This window comes from Streptomyces xantholiticus, from assembly GCF_014651015.1.
In the GTDB taxonomy this organism is placed as follows: domain Bacteria; phylum Actinomycetota; class Actinomycetes; order Streptomycetales; family Streptomycetaceae; genus Streptomyces; species Streptomyces xantholiticus.
This window is the reverse complement of the sequence record NZ_BMWB01000017.1, coordinates 147643-166837: the sequence shown is the minus strand read 5'-3', so window position 1 is coordinate 166837 and position 19195 is coordinate 147643. Positions and strand designations below refer to the sequence as shown.

Genomic DNA, 19195 nt, shown 5'->3' with positions numbered 1-19195 from the left:
GGGCCGACGGCTGTGCGGCGTACCGGACCGTACCGGTCAGTCGCTCTGCCATGAGTAGAACTGCTGGGCCATGGCGTCCTTCGGACTCCGCCAGGTCTGCGGATCGTACGGGCTGACGAAGGCGGCGAGCCGGTCGCTGATGTCCCGGAACTCCGGATGGTCCGTCAGCTTGGCGATGGACGGCCCGGGAGGCCGGTCCGACTCGATCAGATGCAGGTAGACGTCGCCGAACTGGAACAGGCTGCGCCGCTTCACCCCGACGAGGTGCGGCAGTTCACCGCTGTCGGAGGCCGCGAACACTTCGGCGATGTCGGGGGCGGAGCCCGGGGCCATCCGGGCGACGATCAGGGCGTGGTGCATCGGGGGCGTCCCTTCGGATGCCGTCACAGGACAGAGCGGTCAGACCGCGTTGACGGGTGCGGTGGTGTCGTTCGCCGCCTGGCCGAGCCGGGCGCGCTGCTCGATCTTGTTCCGGATGAGGTCCATCTGGATGGGGGAGTTGCGGTTGATGTTGGCCGTCATCCACTCGTCGTCGACGGGCGCGTCGGGCTTCATCGCGAAGTCCTGCGTCCAGCGCATCCGGACACCGCGCGGCGTCTGCTCGTACTCCCAGCGGATGTTCATGTACTGGAAGGGGCCCGTCTCGACGCGGCGGGCGGTGACCGTGAGCGCCGAGCGGTCGGCGACGCGCTCGGAGACCCAGCTCCAGACCTGGCCCTTTTCGTCCGGGTACATGGTCAGCCGGAACACGGTCCGGTTGCCCTCGCGTTCCATGACCTCCACCGACGCGTACTCGCTGAACAGCTGCGGCCAGTGGTCGAGGTCGTTGGTCACGTCCCACACGAGGTCGAGCGGGGCGTCGATGGTCACTTCGTTCTCGGTGTGTCCGGGCATGTCAGGCTCCAGCCATCAGTGAGTTGTTGACGAGGTCGAGGAACTCGCGCGGGGTCTTGCAGCGGTCCGCCTCCGGCGGCAGGGCACGGCCGTACCGGTTCTCCAGCTCGCCCACGATGCCGAGCAGCCCGAGCGAGTCGAGGCCGTAGACCTCGAACGGCGTGTCCGGCCGCTGCTCCATCTCGTCGGGGTCGACGGTGACGCCGGCGCCCTTCTTCATCAGGGCGGCCAGCTCAGCGACGTTCAGTCGATCTGTCATGGCGACTTCTCCTTCTCAGGGGGTGTCGGCGCCGCGCCTCAGTACGAGCGCCGAGTTCGAACCCATCAGTCCTCGGCTCAGCACCAGGGCCGTGCGCAGCTCGGCGGGCCGGGCGGTGCCGGTCACCAGGGCCAGGTCGTGGCACACGTCGAAGACATGGGGGGTGGGCGGCACCAGGCCGTGCTCCAGGGCCAGCACCGCGGCGGCCGTGTCCAGCACCGGCGCTCCGCAGTAGGCCCGGCCGGTCCCGGTCTTCGGGGCGGTCACCGGTACCCGCGAGCCGTGCGCGCCGAGCGCGTCGGCGATGGCCAGCGCCTCGGCGCGGTCGGCCTCCGGCAGTCCCAGCGCGTCCGCGAAGACCACGTCGATCTCCTCGGGCGCGCAGCCCGCGGCGTCCAGGGCTCCGCGGATCGCCCGCGCCAGCCCTTCTCGTGACTCCTCCCACCGGGAGGCCCCGGTGAACGTCGCGGCGTGGCCGGCGACCGTCGCACGGATCCGGGCGCCCCGACCACGGGCTGCCTCCTCGTCCTCGACGACGAGCATGGCGCCGCCCTCGCCGGGGACGAACCCGCACGCGTTCGCCGTGAAGGGCCGGTAGGCGCGGTCCGGGTCGTCGCAGGTGCTCAGCTCCCGGTAGCCCAACTGGCAGACGATCGAGTACGGGGCCAGCGGTGCCTCCGCCGCACCGACGATGACGGTGTCCGTGCCCCGCCGTACGGCCCCGACGGCGTGCGCGAGGGCGTCGAGGCCGCCCGCCTCGTCGCTGGCGACCACACCGCAGGGGCCCTTGAAGCCGCCGCGGATCGAGATCTGCCCGGTGCTCGCCGCGTAGAACCAGGCGATGGACTGGTACGGGCCGACATAGGTCGACCCCTGTCCCCACAGCCGCTGGAGCTCGCGCTGGCCGAACTCACCGCCGCCGGACCCGGCGGCGGTGACCACACCAACGGCGTAGGGCGTCCCGTCGTACGCGCCGCCGCTGATGTCGGCGTCGGCCAGCGCCAGGTCGGCGGCGGCCATCGCGAAGTGGGAGAACCGGTCGGTCTGGACGAGGAAGCGCTGCTCGACCGTCGACTCCGGGTCGAAGCCGCGCACCTCGCCGGCGACCCGCAGCGGCAGGTGCCCGCAGCCTTCGCGGGTGACCCGGTCGAGGGCGCTGATGCCTTCGACGGTGGACTTCCAGAACGTCTCGGCGCCCACACCGTTGGGGGCGACGACACCGATGCCGGTGACGACAGGGGGCCGCGTGCGCCGGTTGCCGTGGCTCATCGTGCACTCCCGCCTGGTCGGGTGAGGACGACCGCGGACTGGAAGCCGCCGAAGCCGCTTCCCACCGACAGCACACTGCGCAGCCTGAGGGGTCGGGCGGTGCGCGGCACGTAGTCCAGGTCGCACTCGGGGTCGGGGGTCTCGTAGTTGGCGGTGGGCGGCACGACCTGCTTGGCCAGGGCCAGCACGCAGGCGACGAGTTCTATCGCACCGATGGCGCCCAGCGAGTGGCCGACCATGGACTTGATCGAACTCATCGGCACTTTGTACGCGTGCTCCTTCAGGGACCTCTTGACCGCGGCAGTCTCGTGCCGGTCGTTCTGCTGGGTGCCGGAGCCGTGGGCGTTGACGTAGTCGATGTCCGTCCGGTCGAGCCGGGCGTGGTCCATCGCGTCGTCGATGGCCCGGGCCATCTCCAGGCCTTCACGGGTCAGGCCGGTCATGTGGTGGGCGTTGCCGAAGGTGGCGTAGCCGCCTATCTCGCAGTACACGTGCGCACCGCGGGCGCGGGCGTGCTCCAGCTCCTCGAGGATCAGCACCGCGCCGCCCTCGCCCATGACGAACCCGTCCCGGTTCGCGTCGAAGGGGCGGGACGCGTGGGCCGGGTCGTCGTTGTTGGGGGAGGTCGCCTTGATGGCGTCGAAGCAGGCGACCGTGATCGGGGAGATCGGCGAGTCGGACGCGCCGGCTATGCAGACGTCGGCCCGGCCGTCCTCTATGGCCTGGAACGCATAGCCGATCGCGTCCAGGCCGGAGGTGCACCCCGTCGAGACGGTCTGCACCGGCCCGTGCACGCCTGCCTCTTCGGCCACCTCGGATGCGAGGGCGCTGGGGGAGAAGGCGCGGTGGAGATGGGGCGCGGCCTCGCTGTGGTCCACGTCCCAGCGCCGGCCCTTGCTGCTGACCTTCACATAGTCGCGTTCCAGCCGGGTGGTGCCGCCCACGGCGGTGCCCATCGACACGGCGGTCCGCCACGGATCGAGCGTCGCCGCGTCGAGGCCGGCGTCGGCCATGGCCTCCCGGGCGGCGACCAGTGCGAACTGCACGTAGCGGTCGGCGCGTTGGGCGTCCGCGGCGCCGAGGCCATGGGCCTGCGGATCGAAGTCGACCTCGGCGGCGATACGGGAGCGGAACCCGGTCGGATCGAACAGCGTGATCCCGCGGGTCGCGGTCCGGCCGCTCGACAGCAGGTCCCAGAACGCCGGGGCGCCCACACCTCCGGGTGCGACGATGCCGACGCCGGTCACCGCCACACGCCGGGTCACGACACCGACCCCGTTCGCTCCGGCGGCAGGTGCGCACCGGTGCCCTCCGCCACGGGGGTCTCCTCCGTGTCGACGTGGCCGAGCTCCGGCCGGGGCGCCAGCGGGCCCAGATGGAAGACCATGCGGGCCTGGGTGCTGCCCACGTTGCGGAACCGGTGTCGCACATACGGGGGGATGAGCAGCCCCTGGTCCGGGCGGATGGCGAAGGGCTCGCCGTCCAGGTCCACTTCGAGCTCACCGGCGACCACGTACACGAACTCCTCGGAGTACGGGTGGTAGTGCTCGCCGATGCGGTCGCCGGGCTCGACGAGCGCCAGGCCCATGAAGCCGCTCGTGGCGCCCACCGCGGTGGGGGTGAGCATGGCGCGCAGATCGCCTCCGCGCCTGCGGTTGGGCTGGGTCTCGCTCAGGTCGACGATGCGATGGGTTGTGGTCATGACTGGTTCCTCCACAAGGCCTTGCGGCGTGCCGACTTCTGTCGCACGGCCGCCGGTGGCCGGTTGCGCTGTTCAGCGGGCACGGCGGTCGGTGATCAGGCTCATCTGGGCGCTCTCGAGCAGCCGGGTCATCGCCTTCTCGTCGGAGAACGAGTCGTCGATGCCGAGCGCTTCGGTGTCCAGCAGCCGCGCCAGCACACCGGCCTTGCGCAGGCCGTTGGTGCCCATGGCGGCCGACGGGTCGACATCGAGCGGGCTGCGTACGTCGACGAGCCGTACGACGATGTCGTCCCGCTGGAAGATGGTGCTGCTGTCGATGTGCGACCCGGGGCTGTCCGCGGCTGCCTCGTCCTGGCCGGCCAGCAGCCGGGCGAGGGCCATGCCGCAGCCGGGCTTGGCCGGGTAGAGGAGCGCGTGCCGTTCCCTCTCCCCGTGCTGTTCGCCGGGCGGAGCCAGGTGGTGCACCGCGGGCAGGGCGGCGCGGGTGAAGAACAGCCGTGCCGACTGCGGGTCGTCCAGGTTCCGGTCCTGCTCCAGGTACGGGTTGATGGCCTCCTCCACCGCCCTGACCTCGGGCTGGCGGGCGACGTGCCGCAGTGCCGCGAGCAGGTCGCCCTGCACCTCGACGGTCCGCACGACGCGGTTGCCGTGCATGAACAGCGTGGTGCGGCGCAGCCGGGTCATGTCGTCGACCTGTGCCTCGGGCGAGGTGTAGCCGGAGAGGATCTTGGCCACGGTCTGCTCGCTGCCGGGCTTGACGGTGAAGGTGAGGGCGTGGCGGACCACACCGTCACCCACCCGGGGCGACGGCTGCAGGCCGCCCGACTTCAGTACGGCGGGCTGGGGTGCGTGCACGCCGGAGGTCTCGCGCAGCACGCTGAAGCGCAGCGACCGTGTGTCGCGCACGCAGTCGTGCAACGGCCGCACGGTCTCGACGTGCTCCTCGCTGTTCACCCACGCGAGGAAGGGCGGTGCGCTCTCCCATTCACTGGTGATCAGCCACTGCGACGGGTTCTCGATCGACTGGCACAGCTGGTCGCTGAGGTGGCCGGGGACGGCAGCCACCTGGTTGCGCATGTGCTCGTACGCCGTGAGAAAGCGCTGTTGGGCGCCGTCCTGGAGATCAAGCAGCAGTACGACCCGGAGCCGGGAGCCGTCGAATGCGGACTGAGACACACGTTCGGACAGCATTGTCATGTTCCACGCATCTCCTTGCAGTGAGGCCGCCTGCGGCATCAGCGCCGGCCCTCGGGGGATCCGAGCGACAACATCCGGCGTATGCGGACGGCAATCCACCTTTGACGCGATGTGGTGGTCCGGCTTCGATCCTGTGTCGGTAACACGGGTGGCGCGAGATCTGTGCACCACGCGGGTGAAGCGGCGAGCCGAAACCCTCGCGCGCGGGCAGGAAACGCGGGCATGGAGAAGGCCAAATTCCCACTGTCGGCTGGAGCTGGAGCACGCATGGAAAAGAACGCCGAACAACACCGCGTACCGGTCCTGATCGTGGGGGGCTCCCTGGTGGGTCTGTCCGCATCGCTGTTCCTGGGCCGACTGGGCGTCCGGCATCTGCTGGTCGAGAAGCACCCGGACACCTCGGTCCACCCCCGGGGCCGCGGCAACAACCTGCGCACGATGGAGGTGTTCCGCGCGGCCGGGGTGGAGGAGCGCATCCGGGCCGCGGCATCCCTGCTCGCCGACAACCACGGCATCCTGCAGACGCCGGATCTCGCCGCGGCCGATGCCGGCGAGTGGCTGGTCAGGCAGATCGACGAGAAGGGGCCGCCGACCCGCCGCTTCAGCCCCTCCGCCTGGTGCGTGTGCAGCCAGAACGACCTCGAGCCCGTGCTCCGGAAGGCCGCCGTCGAACAGGGCGGCGATCTGCGCTTCGGCACCGAGATGCTCTCCTTCGAGCAGGACGACGACGGCGTCACCGCCGTCGTCCGCGACCGCGCGAGCGGCCAAGACACCACCGTGCGCGCCGACTACCTGATCGCCGCCGACGGGCCTCGCAGCCCCGTGCGCGAGCGGCTCGGGATCGGGCAGACCGGCCCCGGCGACCTGTTCCACAACGTGAGCATCACCTTCCGTTCCAGGGGACTCGCCGGCATCGTCGGCGACCGCCGCTTCGTGGTCTGCTACCTCACCGGCCCCGAAGCGGAAGGCGCGCTGCTCCCGGTGGACAACGCGGAGCGCTGGGTCTTCCACGCGCCCTGGAAGTACGACCGCGGCGAGGCGCTCGAGGACTTCACGGACGAGCGCTGCGCCGACATCATCCGCGCGGCCGTCGGGGCCCCCGGCCTGGACGTGAGCATCACCGGGAAGGCGCCTTGGCACGCGGCCGAACGGGTCGCCGAACACTACGCACGGGGCAGGGTCTTCCTCGCGGGCGACTCCGCGCACGAGATGTCGCCGACCGGTGCCTTCGGCTCCAACACCGGTATCCAGGACGCGCACAACCTCGCATGGAAGCTCGCCGCCGTACTCGACGGCACGGCAGGGCGAGGGCTGCTCGACACGTACGAGGCCGAGCGCCTGCCGGTGGCCCGGGCCACCAGTGCCCGTGCCTCCGCACGGTCGCTGGAGCACAGCCACCCCGGGTACGAGCCGGCCCCCGGGGCGGTGGCGGGGCTCGGCGGGCCGCGGGGCGGGCTGCTGCCGGTCGTGCTGGGCTACCGCTACCTGCGCGGCGCGGTCCTCGGCACCGACCCCGAGGTGCCCGTCGTGCCGGAGCGGATGGACCTCTCCGGCGCACCCGGCACCCGGGCCCCGCACATGTGGCTCCACCGGACCGGCGCGGGAGGCCGGCTGTCCACGCTCGACCTCTACGAGCGGTCCCTCGTCCTGCTGACCGGCTCGGGCGCCAAGGACTGGTGGGCGGCGGCGGAACTCGTCGCGGCGAGGCTGTCCATCGACCTCGACGCATACCGGATCGGGGACGGCCCCGAGGCCGACCTGGCCCCGGAGGCGGGCGTCGACTGGGCCGCGGTCCACGGCACGGCCCCCGAAGGCGCGGTGCTGGTCCGCCCCGACGGCTTCGTCGCCTGGCGCGCGGCGGGCCAGGACCCGGACCCGGAGGCGGCGCTGTTCACCGCGGTGACGTCGGTGCTGCGCAGGGGGTGACGGGGTCGCGAGGTTGCGGGGCCTCGGCGGGGCGTGGCCGCTGTGGGGGCTCGCATCTCCACCAGGCACTTCGGCAACCCGGGTTCGGTCAGCCCCGGGGTCCGTGGAAGTACTTCGCCGCCAAGGACTTGTGCGGCTACCCGTGGACGCACCAGGCACGGCGTCAGCGCCGACGGCCGGTCCACGTGGTCCCCGTCCAACCTCTGCCCCTGCGTCGGCGGCTATCCGAACGGTGACCACCGGCCCTCCATTTGCGTGCTGCGTCCGATGCCGCTCGAGGCCTGTCACGAGGGAATGGCGCAGGCCGAGAGCGCGCGAGCGAGCGGGGGTGGCCGCCTGCCGGGGGATCCGCTGCCGCTCCGTCATGGCGCGCCACGCCCCTGAATCCGGCGTCGACCGGAGGCCGACGTACGACACACTGATGGCCGAACAGTTCGGCAGCGTCGTCGAACCGGACCGAGGTGAACGGCGGACGGGTGTCCGGCCGTACTTGTCGCAGCAGCGACATCCGGACCGTCGTCGCCGCTGAAACCGGCCGTCACCCGACGTCAGGGCAGGAAGGGACATGCTTGTGACACTGCCATCCCCCAAGGACCGACTTGCTTCGCTCCGCGCCGAGCTCGAGCACCGCAATCCGGCGCAGCCCGAGTTCCACCAGGCGGCACGGGAGGTGCTCGAGTCCCTGGCGCCCGTGTTCGCGGCGCGGCCGGAGTACGCGCAGGCGGGAATCGTCGAGCGTCTTTGTGAGCCGGAGCGGCAGATCATCTTCCGGGTGCCATGGCAGGACGACCGCGGCGCGGTCCACGTCAACCGGGGGTTCCGGGTCGAGTTCAACAGCGCGCTGGGCCCGTACAAGGGAGGGCTGCGCTTCCATCCGTCGGTGAACCTGGGCGTCGTGAAGTTCCTCGGCTTCGAGCAGATCTTCAAGAACGCCCTGACCGGACTGGGCATCGGCGGCGGCAAGGGCGGCAGCGACTTCGACCCGCACGGCCGTTCGGACGACGAGGTCATGCGCTTCTGCCAGTCGTACATGACGGAACTGCACCGGCACATCGGGGAGCACACCGACGTCCCCGCGGGCGACATCGGCGTCGGTGCACGGGAGATCGGCTACCTCTTCGGCCAGTACCGCCGTATCACCAACCGCTGGGAAGCCGGCGTCCTCACGGGCAAGGGCCGGAACTGGGGCGGATCCGCCATCCGCACCCAGGCCACCGGCTACGGCAGCGTGCTGTTCGCGGCCGAGATGCTGAAGCTGCGCGGCGAGGACCTCGAGGGGCAGGCCGCCGTCGTCTCCGGCTCGGGCAACGTCGCCATCTACACCATCGAGAAGCTCCTGCGCAGCGGCGCCCATCCCCTCACCTGCTCCGACTCCGCCGGCTACGTCGTCGACGAGAAGGGCATCGACCTCGAACTGCTCAAGCAGATCAAGGAGGTCGAGCGGGGGCGTATCAGCGAGTATGCGGATCGCCGGGGCGCGTCCGCCCGCTTCGTGCCGGGCGGCCGGGTCTGGGACGTGCCCGCCGACCTCGCGTTCCCGTCCGCCACCCAGAACGAGCTGGGTGAGCAGGACGCCCTGACCCTCGTGCGCAACGGGGTCAAGGCCGTCGCGGAGGGAGCGAACATGCCCACCACTCCGGAGGCGGTCCGCGTCCTGCAGGAGGCCGGTGCGGCCTTCGGCCCCGGCAAGGCGGCCAACGCGGGCGGTGTGGCCGTCAGCGCTCTGGAGATGCGGCAGAACGCGGCCCGCGACACCTGGGCGGCGGACCGCGTCGAGGACGAACTCGCCACGATCGTGCGGGACATCCACCGGGTCTGCCACGAGACGGCCGACCGCTACGGCGCCACCGGCGACTATGTGACGGGCGCCAACATCGCCGGCTTCGAGCGGGTCGCCGACGCGATGCTCGCCCAAGGCCTCGTCTGACGGGTACGCAGGAGCGGGGCGGGCCCGGGCCGTTCGGGCGAGCAGTCGGGTGCGCAGGGTGCGCAGGGTGCTCAGGAGGTTCAGGGGCTCAGGGCGTTCAGGGCCTGAAGAGCACCTTGACGGCTCCGTCCCGCTTCTTCTGGAACATCTCGTAGGCGTCAGGCGCCTCGGAGAGCGGCACGCGGTGGGTGGCGAACTGCTCGACGCCCAACGGATCGCCGTCCGTGACGAGCGGCAGCAGGTCGTCCACCCACCGCCACACATTGGCCTGCCCCATCCGCAGCTGCACCTGCTTGTCGAACATGGTCAGCAGCGGCATCGGGTCGGCCATCCCGCCGTAGACGCCCGAGAGCGAGATCGTGCCGCCACGGCGCACGAGCTCGATCGCCAGATGGAGCGCCGAGAGGCAGTCGATGCCGACGCGTTCCATCATCCTGGCGGCCAGCGTGCCGGGCAGCAGGGTCGTCATCTGCTGTGCCCCCTTGGCGACCGGCGCGCCGTGGGCCTCCATGCCGACGGCGTCGATGACGGAGTCGGGGCCGCGGCCGTCGGTCAGATCGCGGACCGCGTCGACGATCTTGTCGCCGTACTCCTCCATGTCGAGGGTGTGCACGCCGTGCTCGCCGGCCCGCGCGAGGCGCTCCGGCACCAGGTCGATGCCGATGACCAGCCCCGCGCCGCGGTGCGCCGCGACCCGGGTGCACATGTCGCCGATCGGACCGAGGCCCAGCACCGCCACGGACCCGCCGGGCGGCACGGCGGCGTACTCGACCGCCTGCCAGGAGGTGGGCAGCACGTCGGACAGATAGACGAACCGGTCGTCCGGCGGACCGTCGGGGACACTGATGGGCAGCGTGTTGCCGAACGGCACCCGGAGGTACTCGGCCTGACCGCCGGGCACCTGCCCGTACAGCTTGGTGTAGCCGAACAGCGACGCGCCCTTGCCGTGGTCGTGCACCTGCGTGGTCTCGCACTGCGAGTGCAGGCCCTGGGCGCACATGAAGCACGTGCCGCACGAGACGTTGAAGGGCACGACGACCCGGTCACCCGGTCGTAGGCGGGTGACCTCGGAGCCGACCTCCTCGACGACGCCCATCGGTTCGTGGCCGAGGATGTCGCCCGGCTCGAGGAACGGTCCGAAGAGCTCGTACAGATGCAGGTCCGAACCGCAGAGTCCGCTCGTCGTGACCTTGACGATCACATCAGTGGAATCACGGATCTCGGGGTCGGGGACGGAGTCCACGCGCACATCGCGCTTTCCGTGCCAGGTCAGTGCTTTCATCATGCCTCCTCGTCCGCGTTCCGCTGCCGGCCCCCGGAGCCGGCAGCGGGGGCCGACGGCCGTCACGCCGCGACGGGTACCCACGCCCGGGTCTTTCACCGGACGGAGCACCGAAGGGGTGCGTCATCACGTTCCGTGGCTCACCCGAATGCAGTACGTGAACGCGCTCCCGCCGCCGGGATCGGCCGACGCTGGTCGAGGGCCGAACACCCGGCCGAAGATCTGCGCCGACGGGGCGGCGGGCCGGTGGGACACCGCGTCGGCTGCGGGGAGCGAACCGTCCGACCGCACGGCACGTACGGAGGAGATCGAATGAACGCCGCCTTCTCACGCAGCTGGAAACACGCCGTCGTCACCGGCGGCGCGGGTTTCGTCGGCTCGCACCTGTGCACGGCGCTGCTGGACTCCGGCACCGCGGTCACCTGCGTCGACGACTTCAGCACCGGCCGGCCGGAGAACATGTCCGAGCTGCGGGACCATCCAGGTTTCGCACTCGTTCAGGCCAGTGTGAGCGAGCCGTTCACCGTCGACCGGCCTCCCGACCTGGTGCTGCACCTGGCCTCACCGGCGTCGCCCGCCGACTACCTGCGGCTCCCGCTGCACACGATGGAGGCCGGCAGCCTCGGCACCCGAAACGCTTTGGCGCTCGCCCACGCCTCCGGTGCCCGCTTCCTGCTCGCTTCCACCTCGGAGGTCTACGGCGACCCCCAGCAGCACCCGCAGAACGAGCGTTACTGGGGCAACGTCAACCCCGTCGGACCGCGCAGCGTGTACGACGAGGCGAAGCGCTTCGGCGAGGCACTGACCACCGCCCAGGCCCACGCCCACGGCACCGACACCGGCATCGTGCGCCTGTTCAACACCTACGGCCCCCGGATGCGCGGCTACGACGGCCGCGCGGTGCCCACCTTCGTGCGCCAGGCGCTGGCCGGCGAGCCGCTCACCGTCACCGGCGACGGCCGCCAGACCCGGTCCCTCTGCTACGTCGACGACACGGTGCGCGGCATCCTGGCCGCCGCGGCCCACGGCCTGCGCGGCCCGGTGAACATCGGCAACCCGACCGAGATCACCATGCTCGACCTCGCCCGGCTGGTCATCGAACTCACCGGCTCCACCTCCGAGATCCGCTTCGTCGAACGGCCGACCGACGATCCCGCCGTGCGCTGCCCGGACATCACGCTCGCCCGCGACAAGCTCGAGTGGGAACCGGTCGTCGGCGCCGAGGAAGGCCTGCGGCGCACCATCGCCTGGTTCCGCGCCCACACGGACTGACGGAACGAGGCGAAGCCACCGCTCCGACGCCTGTGCCGCCGACCCTGACGTGCCCGTCGAAAGGTCTGTGACTGACATGCGCATTCTCGGAATCAACGCCCTCTTCCATGACCCCGCCGCCGCCCTCGTCATCGACGGCATGACCGTCGCCGCGGCCGAGGAGGAACGCTTCTCCCGGCGTAAGCACGGCAAGCGCCCACTGCCCTTCTCCGCCTGGGAGCTGCCGGAGCAGGCAGCCGCCTGGTGTCTGAAGCGAGCCGGACTGCGGCCGCAGGACCTCGACGCCGTGGCGTACTCCTTCGACCCGTCGCTCGCCAGGCCCACCGACGCCATGGGGCTCGACGACCCCTGGGACCATCTGCGGCTCGCCTACGCCCGCGAGGCGCCCGGCTTCCTGCAGAACTCGCTGCCCGGGCTCGACGCGGACATCGTCCGCTTCGTCCCGCACCACATGGCGCACGCCGCGTCCGCCGCCTTCGCCGCGGCCGACGCCGGCACCTCCTCCGTTCTCGTCCTCGACGGCCGGGGGGAGCGCGCCTCGCACCTCGCCGCCCGCCGTATCCACGGACGGCTGGAGGCACTGCACGCACAGGAGCTGCCGCACTCGCTCGGGCTCGTCTACGAGGAGCTGACCGAGCATCTCGGATTCCTGCGCTCCTCCGACGAGTTCAAGGTGATGGCCCTCGCCTCCCACGGCAGGCCGCGGATGCTGGCAGAGCTGCGCAAGTACGTGTACCCCACCGGCGACGGCGGGTTCCGCGCCACCGGCGTGCCCTGGCACCAGTTCTGCGCGCCCCGCGGCCCTGAGGAGGCATGGACCCCAGAACACGCCGACGTGGCCGCAAGCGCCCAGGCCGTGCTCGAGGAGACCATGCTCGACCTCGTACGCCACCTGCACGGACAGACCCGCGACAGCCTGCTCACCCTGGCCGGCGGAGTCGCCCTCAACTGTGTGGCCAACTCCCGGATCGCCCGCGAGGGTCCCTTCTCCCGGGTATGGGTGCAGCCGGCCGCCGGTGACGCCGGCACCGCCCTCGGCGGCGCCCTGCTGCTGGCGGCCGGTGAAGGGGATGACCCGGAACCCATGAACGGCGTCGACCTCGGCCGCGACTGGTCCGACGCGGAGCTCGGCGCCTGGCTGAAGACCGCCGCCGTGCCCTTCGACCGCCCGGCCGACATCGCCGCGACCGTGGCGGAGGCGCTGGCCGACAACGCCGTCGTCGCCTGGTTCCAAGGGCGTTCGGAGTACGGACCGAGGGCGCTCGGGCACCGGTCGCTGCTCGCCCACCCCGGTCACGCCGGCAATCTCGAGCGGCTCAACGACGTCAAGGGCCGCGAGCAGTTCCGGCCCGTCGCCCCGATGGTGCTCGCCGAACGGGCCCCCGAGATCTTCGACGGCCCCATGCCCAGCCCGTACATGCTCTTCGTCCACGATGTGGCGCCCGCCTGGCGCGAGCGCATCCCCGCGGTCGTGCACGTCGACGGCACGGCCCGCATCCAGACCGTCGACCCGGCCCGCGAGCCGCTGGTGGCACGCATGCTCCGCGAGTTCGAGCAGCGCACGGGACTGCCGGTCGTCGTCAACACCAGCCTCAACACGGCGGGAAGGCCCATGGTCGACGACCCGCGCGACGCGCTCGAATGCTTCGGATCCTCGCCCGTCGACCTGTTGGCCATCGGGCCGTACGCCATCCGGCGCGGCGACTTCTTCCGCCGCTGCGACGACGCGGACGACGCGGGGACGGGGGCGGCACGATGAACCACAGCGGTGAGAGGAACGGCAGCGGCGCTTCGAACGGCAGCGGCGGCGCTTTGAACGGCAGCGGCGGCGCTTTGAACGGCAGCGGCGTGACGAACGCCCATGGGCACCGGCCGCCGCGCTACACCGTGGTGATTCCGACCGTCGGCCGGCCCTGTCTGACCAACTGCCTGCGTGCGCTGGCCGCCGCGACCGGCCCCGGGCCGGTCCGGGTGGTCGTCGTCGACGACCGCCGCGGCGCCCCGCGCACCCCGCTTCCGGTCGAGATCCCGGCCCCCCTGCGGCCCATCACCTCGGTCGTGCCGGGCCGTGCCCGGGGACCGGCGGCGGCCCGCAACACCGGACTGCGGGTCGCCGGGCCCGTCCCCTGGGTCGTCTTCCTCGACGACGACGTGGTGCCCGGGCCCAGCTGGTGCGACGACCTGGCGCGCGAGCTCGCCGGCGCCGGGCGCCGCACCGGCGGGGTCACCGCCCGTATCGACGTGCCGCTGCCCGCGGACCGGGCCCCCACGGACTGGGAACGCAACACCGCGGGGCTCGCCACCGCCCGCTGGATCACCGCGGACATGGCGTACCGGCGCGAGGCCCTGGAGGCCGTCGGAGGCTTCGACGAACGCTTCCCGCGCGCCTTCCGCGAGGACGCCGACCTCGCGCTGCGCGTCCAGGCCGCCGGATGGGAACTGGTCGCGGGTACCCGCACCACCACCCACCCGGTGCGCCCGGCGGGCCGCTGGGTCTCGGTACGGGTCCAGGCGGGCAACGCCGACGACGTGCTCATGAACCGGCTGCACGGCCGCGACTGGTGGCGCCGGGCGGACGCGCCACGGGGGCGTCTGCCCCGCCACCTCGCGGTGACAGCCGCCGGGGCTGCCGCGCTCTCGTGCGCCGCGCTGGCCAGGCCCGTCGCCGCCGCGGCGTGCGCCGCGCTGTGGCTGGCCGGGACCGCCGAGTTCGCCTGGGCCAGGATCGCACCCGGACCGAGGACCCGCGACGAGATCGTCTCGATGGCGCTGACCAGCGCGGTCATTCCGCCGGTGGCCGTCTGGCACTGGCTGGGGGCGCAGCTGCGGCACCGCGCGGCGCCGCCGCTCCGGCACTCCGGTACGGCGGTGCCCCCGGGCTCCTCGGACCGGCCGGCCAGGGAGGCGGTGCTGCCATGAGCGGCAACTCCGCGGCCAGGGCACCCGGGGAGCCGTGGCTGTTCCCCAACCCGGGCGCCTCGCGCGGCATCGCGCCGCCGCCGGACGCCGCCGGCCTGCCCGTCGCGGTCCTCTTCGACCGCGACGGCACCCTCGTCGCCGACGTTCCCTACAACGGTGAACCGGCGTGCGTCGTGCCGATGCCGTCCGCGGTGGAGGCCCTCGCCGCCGTGCGGGCGCTCGGAATACCGGTGGGCGTCGTCAGCAACCAGTCGGGTGTCGCCCGGGGGCTGCTGACGCGCCATCAAGTCGCCGCCGTGCAGCGCCGTGTCGAGGCATTCCTCGGGCCGTTCGACATCTGGGCGGTCTGCCCCCACGGCCCGGACGACGGGTGCCGGTGCCGCAAGCCCGCGCCGGGCCTGGTGCTCGCCGCGTGCGACCGGCTCGGCGTCTGCCCGGCGCGCACCGCCGTCATCGGCGACATCGGCTCCGACGTGGCTGCCGCGCTGGCCGCCGGGGCGCGCGGCGTCCTGGTCCCCACCCCGGCCACCCGTCCCGAGGAGATCGCCGCGGCCCCCGACACGGCGCCCGACCTCCTCCGGGCGGTCCGCCTGGTGCTGGACCCCACCGCCCGCTGCCGCCGCCCGGCGCCGCCGGACCGGGCGAGTGCGCCCGACCGCCCCGCCCCGGTCCGCCCGGGCCCGGCATCCGGCACCGAGACGCCCGCTGCCACTGCCGGGGCGGACACGGGCGGGCCGACCGCGCCACGCGGAACGGACCGCCCACGCCGCGCCGTTGCGGTGGCCGCGCCCGGCGGGTCGGTGCCGGCCCGGGCCGGCGCTCCCGCCCCTGCGGCCCCGGGCCGGGCGGGCATGCCGGGCCGTGTGGCGGCCGCCCCGGCGCCGAGCGGCGGCGTGCTGACGCCGCAGGAGCGTGCGGCCGCTGCGGCGGCCCGGGCCGGGCGGGGCGTGCCTGATGGAGCAGCGGCGCCGGCCGACCCGACGGCCCCGGCGGTCGCGACCGCGGAGGCAGTGCCTGACGTTCCGGGCGGAGCTGCGGTCCCGGCGGCTGTGTCGGGCGGCGGGACAACTGCTTCGAGCAGTGCGGCACCCGCCTGGCCGGGTGTGGCGTACCCGCCCGCTCGAGACGTGTCCGCCCCGGCAGGGCCGGGCGTCGTGGGGGAGGAGGGACGATGAGCAGGCGGCCGAGGACGTTGGTCGTGCGCCTCGACAGCGCCGGGGACGTGCTGCTGGCCGGGCCCGCCGTCAGGGCCGTCGCGGCCGGCTCCTCGCACACGGCCCTGCTCTGCGGCCCGCTCGGCGTGCACGCCGCGCAGCTGCTGCCCGGCGTCGACGAGGTGCTCGTCCATGACGCGCCCTGGGTCGGGCTCGACCCCGCGCCGGTGTCGTACGAGCAGACTGAGCGGCTGCTCGAAACGCTGCGTGCCAAACGGTACGACCGGGCTCTCATCCTCGTCTCGTACCACCAGAGCCCGCTGCCGATCGCGTTTCTGCTGAAGCTCGCCGGCGTCGCGTGGACCGCCGCCGACAGTGAGGATTACCCGGGAGCGCTGCTGGACCTGAGGCACCGTCGGCAGCCGCACCGCCACGAGGTCCTGGCCGCCCTCGACCTCGCCCTGGACTCCGGCTTCGCCCTGCCGCCCGGCGACGACGGCCTGCTGCGGATCTCCGCCCCTCCCACCACCACGGACCTGACGGGACCCGAGCCGTACGTGGTGCTGCACCCCGGGGCCGCCGTCCCGGCCCGCGCCTGGAGCGCCGACCGGGCCGCTCGCGCCGCGGCCGCCCTGTCGGCGGCCGGACACCGGGTCGTGGTGACCGGTGGCCGTGCGGAGAAGGACCTGACCGCGGCGGTCGCGGCCGATCACGCGCTGGACCTCGGCGGAATGACGGACCTGCACCAGCTGGCCGGAGTGCTCGCCGGTGCGCGGGTGGCCGTGGTCGGCAACACCGGGCCCGCTCACCTGGCAGCCGCCGTCGGCACTCCGGTCGCCTGCCTGTTCGCGCCCGTGGTGCCGGCCGAGCGCTGGCGCCCGTACAACGTGCCGCACGTGCTGCTGGGCGACCAGCACGCACAGTGCGCCGGCAGCAGGGCCCGCAGTTGTCCCGTCCCGGGACACCCCTGCCTGGACGGCATCGGCAACGCCGAGGTGCTCGCCGCCGTGGCCGCCCTCGGCGCGACCGCGACCGGGGAAGAGGAACGAGGAGCACGACGATGAACATCCTGCTGTGGCATGTGCACGGCTCCTGGACGACGGCGTTCGTGCAGGGCCCGCACACGTATCTCGTCCCGGTCACACCCGACCGCGGTCCCGACGGACTCGGCCGGGCCCGCACGTTCGCCTGGCCGGACTCGGTCCGCGAGACGACTCCTGAGCAGTTGCGCGACGCCTCCGTCGACCTGGTCGTGCTGCAGCGGCCCCACGAGGCGGAGCTCGCCGAACGCTGGCTCGGCGGCAGACGCCCCGGCCGTGACGTCCCGGCCGTCTACCTGGAGCACAACGCGCCGGACGGCGGCGTGCCCGGGACCCGGCACCCGTGCGCGGACCGGGACGACATCACCCTCGTGCACGTCACGCACTTCAACCGGCTGTTCTGGGACAGCGGCGGCACCCGCGCCGAGGTCGTCGAGCACGGCATCGTCGACCCGGGCCACCTCTACAGCGGCCGGCTCGCCCGCGCGGCGGTCGTCGTCAACGATCCCGTACGGCGCGGCCGTCACACCGGCACCGACCTGCTGCCCGCACTCGCCCGGGCGGCCCCGCTCGACGTGTTCGGCATGCGCACCGAAGGCCTCGCCCAGCACCTCGGCCTGTCCGAGGACCGCTGCCGGACCGCCGATCTGCCCCAGCAGGAACTGCACTGCGCCATGGCCGAGCGCCGGCTCTATCTGCACCCGGTGCGCTGGACCTCCCTCGGCCTGTCGCTGCTGGAGGCCATGCACCTGGGCATGCCCGTCGTCGCTCTCGCCACCACGGAGGCCGTCGAGGCGGTCCCCGCCGGTACCGGAACCCTGTCCACCCGGCCCGAGATCCTCGCCGCAGCCGCCGGCCGGTATCTCCACGAACCGGAAGCCGCGGCCGAGGACGGCGCCAGAGCCCGCCAGGCGGCGCTCCGGCGCTACGGGCTCAAACGCTTCCTCGACGACTGGGAGCGCCTGATGACGGAGGTGCGCTCATGACCGACCGCGATCTCATCGGCACGCAAGCGCTGTCCATCGCGCTCGTGTCCGAGCACGCCAGTCCGCTCGCCGCACTCGGCGGAGTGGACGCGGGCGGCCAGAACGTCCATGTCGCGCGCCTGGCGGGCGCTCTCGCCGACCGCGGCCACCAGGTGACCGTCTACACGCGGCGCGACGCGCGGGACCTGCCCGACCTGATGCCGCTGCGCGACGGAGTCGACGTCCGCCATGTGCCCGCCGGGCCCCCGGAGGCGATACCCAAGGACGAGCTGCTGCCCCACATGCTCGGCTTCGGGCGCCACCTGGCGCGCGAGTGGCAGACCCGACCGCCCGATGTGGTGCATTCGCACTTCTGGATGTCGGGGCTCGCCTCGCTGCACGCGGTACGTGAGCCGGGTCTGCCGTTGGTGCACACATACCATGCTCTCGGCACCGTGAAGCTGCGCCACCAGCGCCACGCGGACACCAGCCCGCCGGCCCGGATCTCCTGCGAGAAGGAGGTCGGCCTCGGCTGCGACCGGATCGTCGCCACCTGCCGCGACGAGGTCAGGGAACTCGCCGCCATGGGCATCCCCGCCGACAAGGTCGATGTCGTGCCGTGCGGTGTGGACACGGACCTGTTCTCGCCCGACGGAAAGGTCGCGGAACGCGGCGCGGACCGCCACCGGCTGATCCAGGTGGGCCGGGTGGTCCCGCGCAAGGGCGCGGCCGTCTCCGTCGCCGCGCTGACCCGGCTGCCCGGCGTCGAACTGCTCGTGGTCGGCGGCCCGCCGCCCGGCCGGCTCGACCACGACCCGGAGGTGCGCCGGCTGCGCGACCTCGCGCACGGCCTGGGTGTCGCCGACCGGGTCCGCTTCACCGGAGCCGTCGCCGGCGAGGACGTCGCACCGCTGCTGCGCAGCGCCGATGTGGTGCTCTGTCCCGGCGACTACGAACCCTTCGGGATCGTCCCGCTGGAGGCCATGGCCTGCGGCAGGCCCGTCGTCGCCACCGCCGTGGGCGGCCAGCTCGACACCGTCGCCGACCCGGGCACCGGCCGGCTGGTGCCGCCCCGCGACCCCGACGCGCTCGCCCGCGCCGTGGCCGGACTTCTCGCCGACCCCGCGGGGCGGGAGGCGTGCGGAGCGGCGGGACGGCGACGGGTGCTCAGCCGGTACGGCTGGACCGAGGTCGCCGCCGCCACCGAAGCCGTGTACCTCGGGGTCGTGGCCGCCCGCCCCGCCCTGAGCAGGGTCCCCGGAGGGGCTTGGACCGGGGCGGTGTGACACCACGGACCGTCGTCGACAGGACCGCCGACCGCCAACGAGACCGCGCAGCACCGACGTTCGAAGGAGGTGCGGGAACGGCCGCCGTCCCCCGGGACGCCCG

Annotated in this window: 17 protein-coding genes; 9 read left to right on the top strand and 8 right to left on the bottom strand. The window is 72.9% G+C overall.

Annotated features, from left to right (window positions below):
- Nucleotides 1-36: 36 nt before the first annotated feature.
- The 7 genes from IE198_RS23495 to IE198_RS23465 all read right to left on the bottom strand — a co-directional run bounded on the left by IE198_RS23495 (nt 37) and on the right by IE198_RS23465 (nt 5321).
- Nucleotides 37-360: a TcmI family type II polyketide cyclase gene (locus IE198_RS23495; RefSeq protein ID WP_100109699.1), complete on the bottom strand. Its 324-nt coding sequence runs from the start codon at nt 358-360 to the stop codon at nt 37-39.
- Nucleotides 361-399: 39 nt separating this feature from the next.
- Nucleotides 400-894, bottom strand: coding sequence for an SRPBCC family protein (locus IE198_RS23490; protein ID WP_189889765.1), 495 nt, complete (start codon nt 892-894; stop codon nt 400-402).
- Nucleotide 895: 1 nt separating this feature from the next.
- Entirely contained in the window at nt 896-1153 is a 258-nt protein-coding gene (locus IE198_RS23485; protein WP_189889763.1) for an acyl carrier protein, read from the bottom strand.
- Nucleotides 1154-1168: 15 nt separating this feature from the next.
- Nucleotides 1169-2422 carry a ketosynthase chain-length factor gene (locus IE198_RS23480; protein ID WP_189889761.1) on the bottom strand — a complete coding sequence of 418 codons (1254 nt, stop codon included), beginning with the start codon at nt 2420-2422 and terminating at the stop codon, nt 1169-1171.
- Nucleotides 2419-3687 (bottom strand): beta-ketoacyl-[acyl-carrier-protein] synthase family protein, encoded by a 1269-nt coding sequence (locus tag IE198_RS23475; protein ID WP_189889759.1) that lies wholly within the window; start codon nt 3685-3687, stop codon nt 2419-2421. The genes IE198_RS23480 and IE198_RS23475 overlap by 4 nt, the downstream gene beginning before the upstream one ends.
- Nucleotides 3684-4124: a cupin domain-containing protein gene (locus IE198_RS23470; protein WP_189889757.1), complete on the bottom strand. Its 441-nt coding sequence runs from the start codon at nt 4122-4124 to the stop codon at nt 3684-3686. Before IE198_RS23470 ends, IE198_RS23475 begins: the two co-directional genes overlap by 4 nt.
- A gap of 72 nt (nt 4125-4196) precedes the next feature.
- Nucleotides 4197-5321 (bottom strand): SchA/CurD-like domain-containing protein, encoded by a 1125-nt coding sequence (locus tag IE198_RS23465; RefSeq protein ID WP_189889755.1) that lies wholly within the window; start codon nt 5319-5321, stop codon nt 4197-4199.
- 267 nt (nt 5322-5588) lie between these two features.
- Here IE198_RS23465 and IE198_RS23460 point away from each other — a divergent pair, with 267 nt between their 5' ends.
- Entirely contained in the window at nt 5589-7247 is a 1659-nt protein-coding gene (locus tag IE198_RS23460) for an FAD-dependent oxidoreductase (RefSeq protein WP_189889753.1), read from the top strand.
- Between the two features lie 565 nt (nt 7248-7812).
- Entirely contained in the window at nt 7813-9174 is a 1362-nt protein-coding gene (gdhA, locus tag IE198_RS23455; protein WP_189889751.1) for an NADP-specific glutamate dehydrogenase, read from the top strand.
- 97 nt (nt 9175-9271) lie between these two features.
- On the opposite strand, the gene IE198_RS23450 is transcribed toward gdhA, so the two are convergent.
- The gene (locus IE198_RS23450; protein ID WP_189889833.1) at nt 9272-10456 is read right to left on the bottom strand and encodes a zinc-dependent alcohol dehydrogenase; all 1185 of its coding nucleotides are present in this window, start codon (nt 10454-10456) and stop codon (nt 9272-9274) included.
- Nucleotides 10457-10768: 312 nt separating this feature from the next.
- Here IE198_RS23450 and IE198_RS23445 point away from each other — a divergent pair, with 312 nt between their 5' ends.
- The 7 genes from IE198_RS23445 (at nt 10769) to IE198_RS23415 (ending at nt 19092) form a co-directional block, all read left to right on the top strand.
- The gene (locus IE198_RS23445; RefSeq protein ID WP_189889749.1) at nt 10769-11728 is read left to right on the top strand and encodes a UDP-glucuronic acid decarboxylase family protein; all 960 of its coding nucleotides are present in this window, start codon (nt 10769-10771) and stop codon (nt 11726-11728) included.
- 76 nt (nt 11729-11804) lie between these two features.
- Entirely contained in the window at nt 11805-13487 is a 1683-nt protein-coding gene (locus IE198_RS23440; protein WP_189889747.1) for a carbamoyltransferase family protein, read from the top strand.
- Nucleotides 13484-14647 carry a glycosyltransferase family 2 protein gene (locus IE198_RS23435; protein ID WP_189889745.1) on the top strand — a complete coding sequence of 388 codons (1164 nt, stop codon included), beginning with the start codon at nt 13484-13486 and terminating at the stop codon, nt 14645-14647. The genes IE198_RS23440 and IE198_RS23435 overlap by 4 nt, the downstream gene beginning before the upstream one ends.
- Entirely contained in the window at nt 14644-15822 is a 1179-nt protein-coding gene (locus IE198_RS36670; protein WP_189889743.1) for a D-glycero-alpha-D-manno-heptose-1,7-bisphosphate 7-phosphatase, read from the top strand. The genes IE198_RS23435 and IE198_RS36670 overlap by 4 nt, the downstream gene beginning before the upstream one ends.
- Nucleotides 15819-16865 (top strand): glycosyltransferase family 9 protein, encoded by a 1047-nt coding sequence (locus IE198_RS23425; RefSeq protein WP_189889741.1) that lies wholly within the window; start codon nt 15819-15821, stop codon nt 16863-16865. The genes IE198_RS36670 and IE198_RS23425 overlap by 4 nt, the downstream gene beginning before the upstream one ends.
- The gene (locus IE198_RS23420) at nt 16862-17827 is read left to right on the top strand and encodes a glycosyltransferase (protein ID WP_189889739.1); all 966 of its coding nucleotides are present in this window, start codon (nt 16862-16864) and stop codon (nt 17825-17827) included. Before IE198_RS23425 ends, IE198_RS23420 begins: the two co-directional genes overlap by 4 nt.
- Complete coding sequence (locus IE198_RS23415; RefSeq protein ID WP_189889738.1) at nt 17824-19092, top strand: glycosyltransferase; 1269 nt, start codon at nt 17824-17826, stop codon at nt 19090-19092. The genes IE198_RS23420 and IE198_RS23415 overlap by 4 nt, the downstream gene beginning before the upstream one ends.
- The last annotated feature ends 103 nt before the right edge of the window (nt 19093-19195 follow it).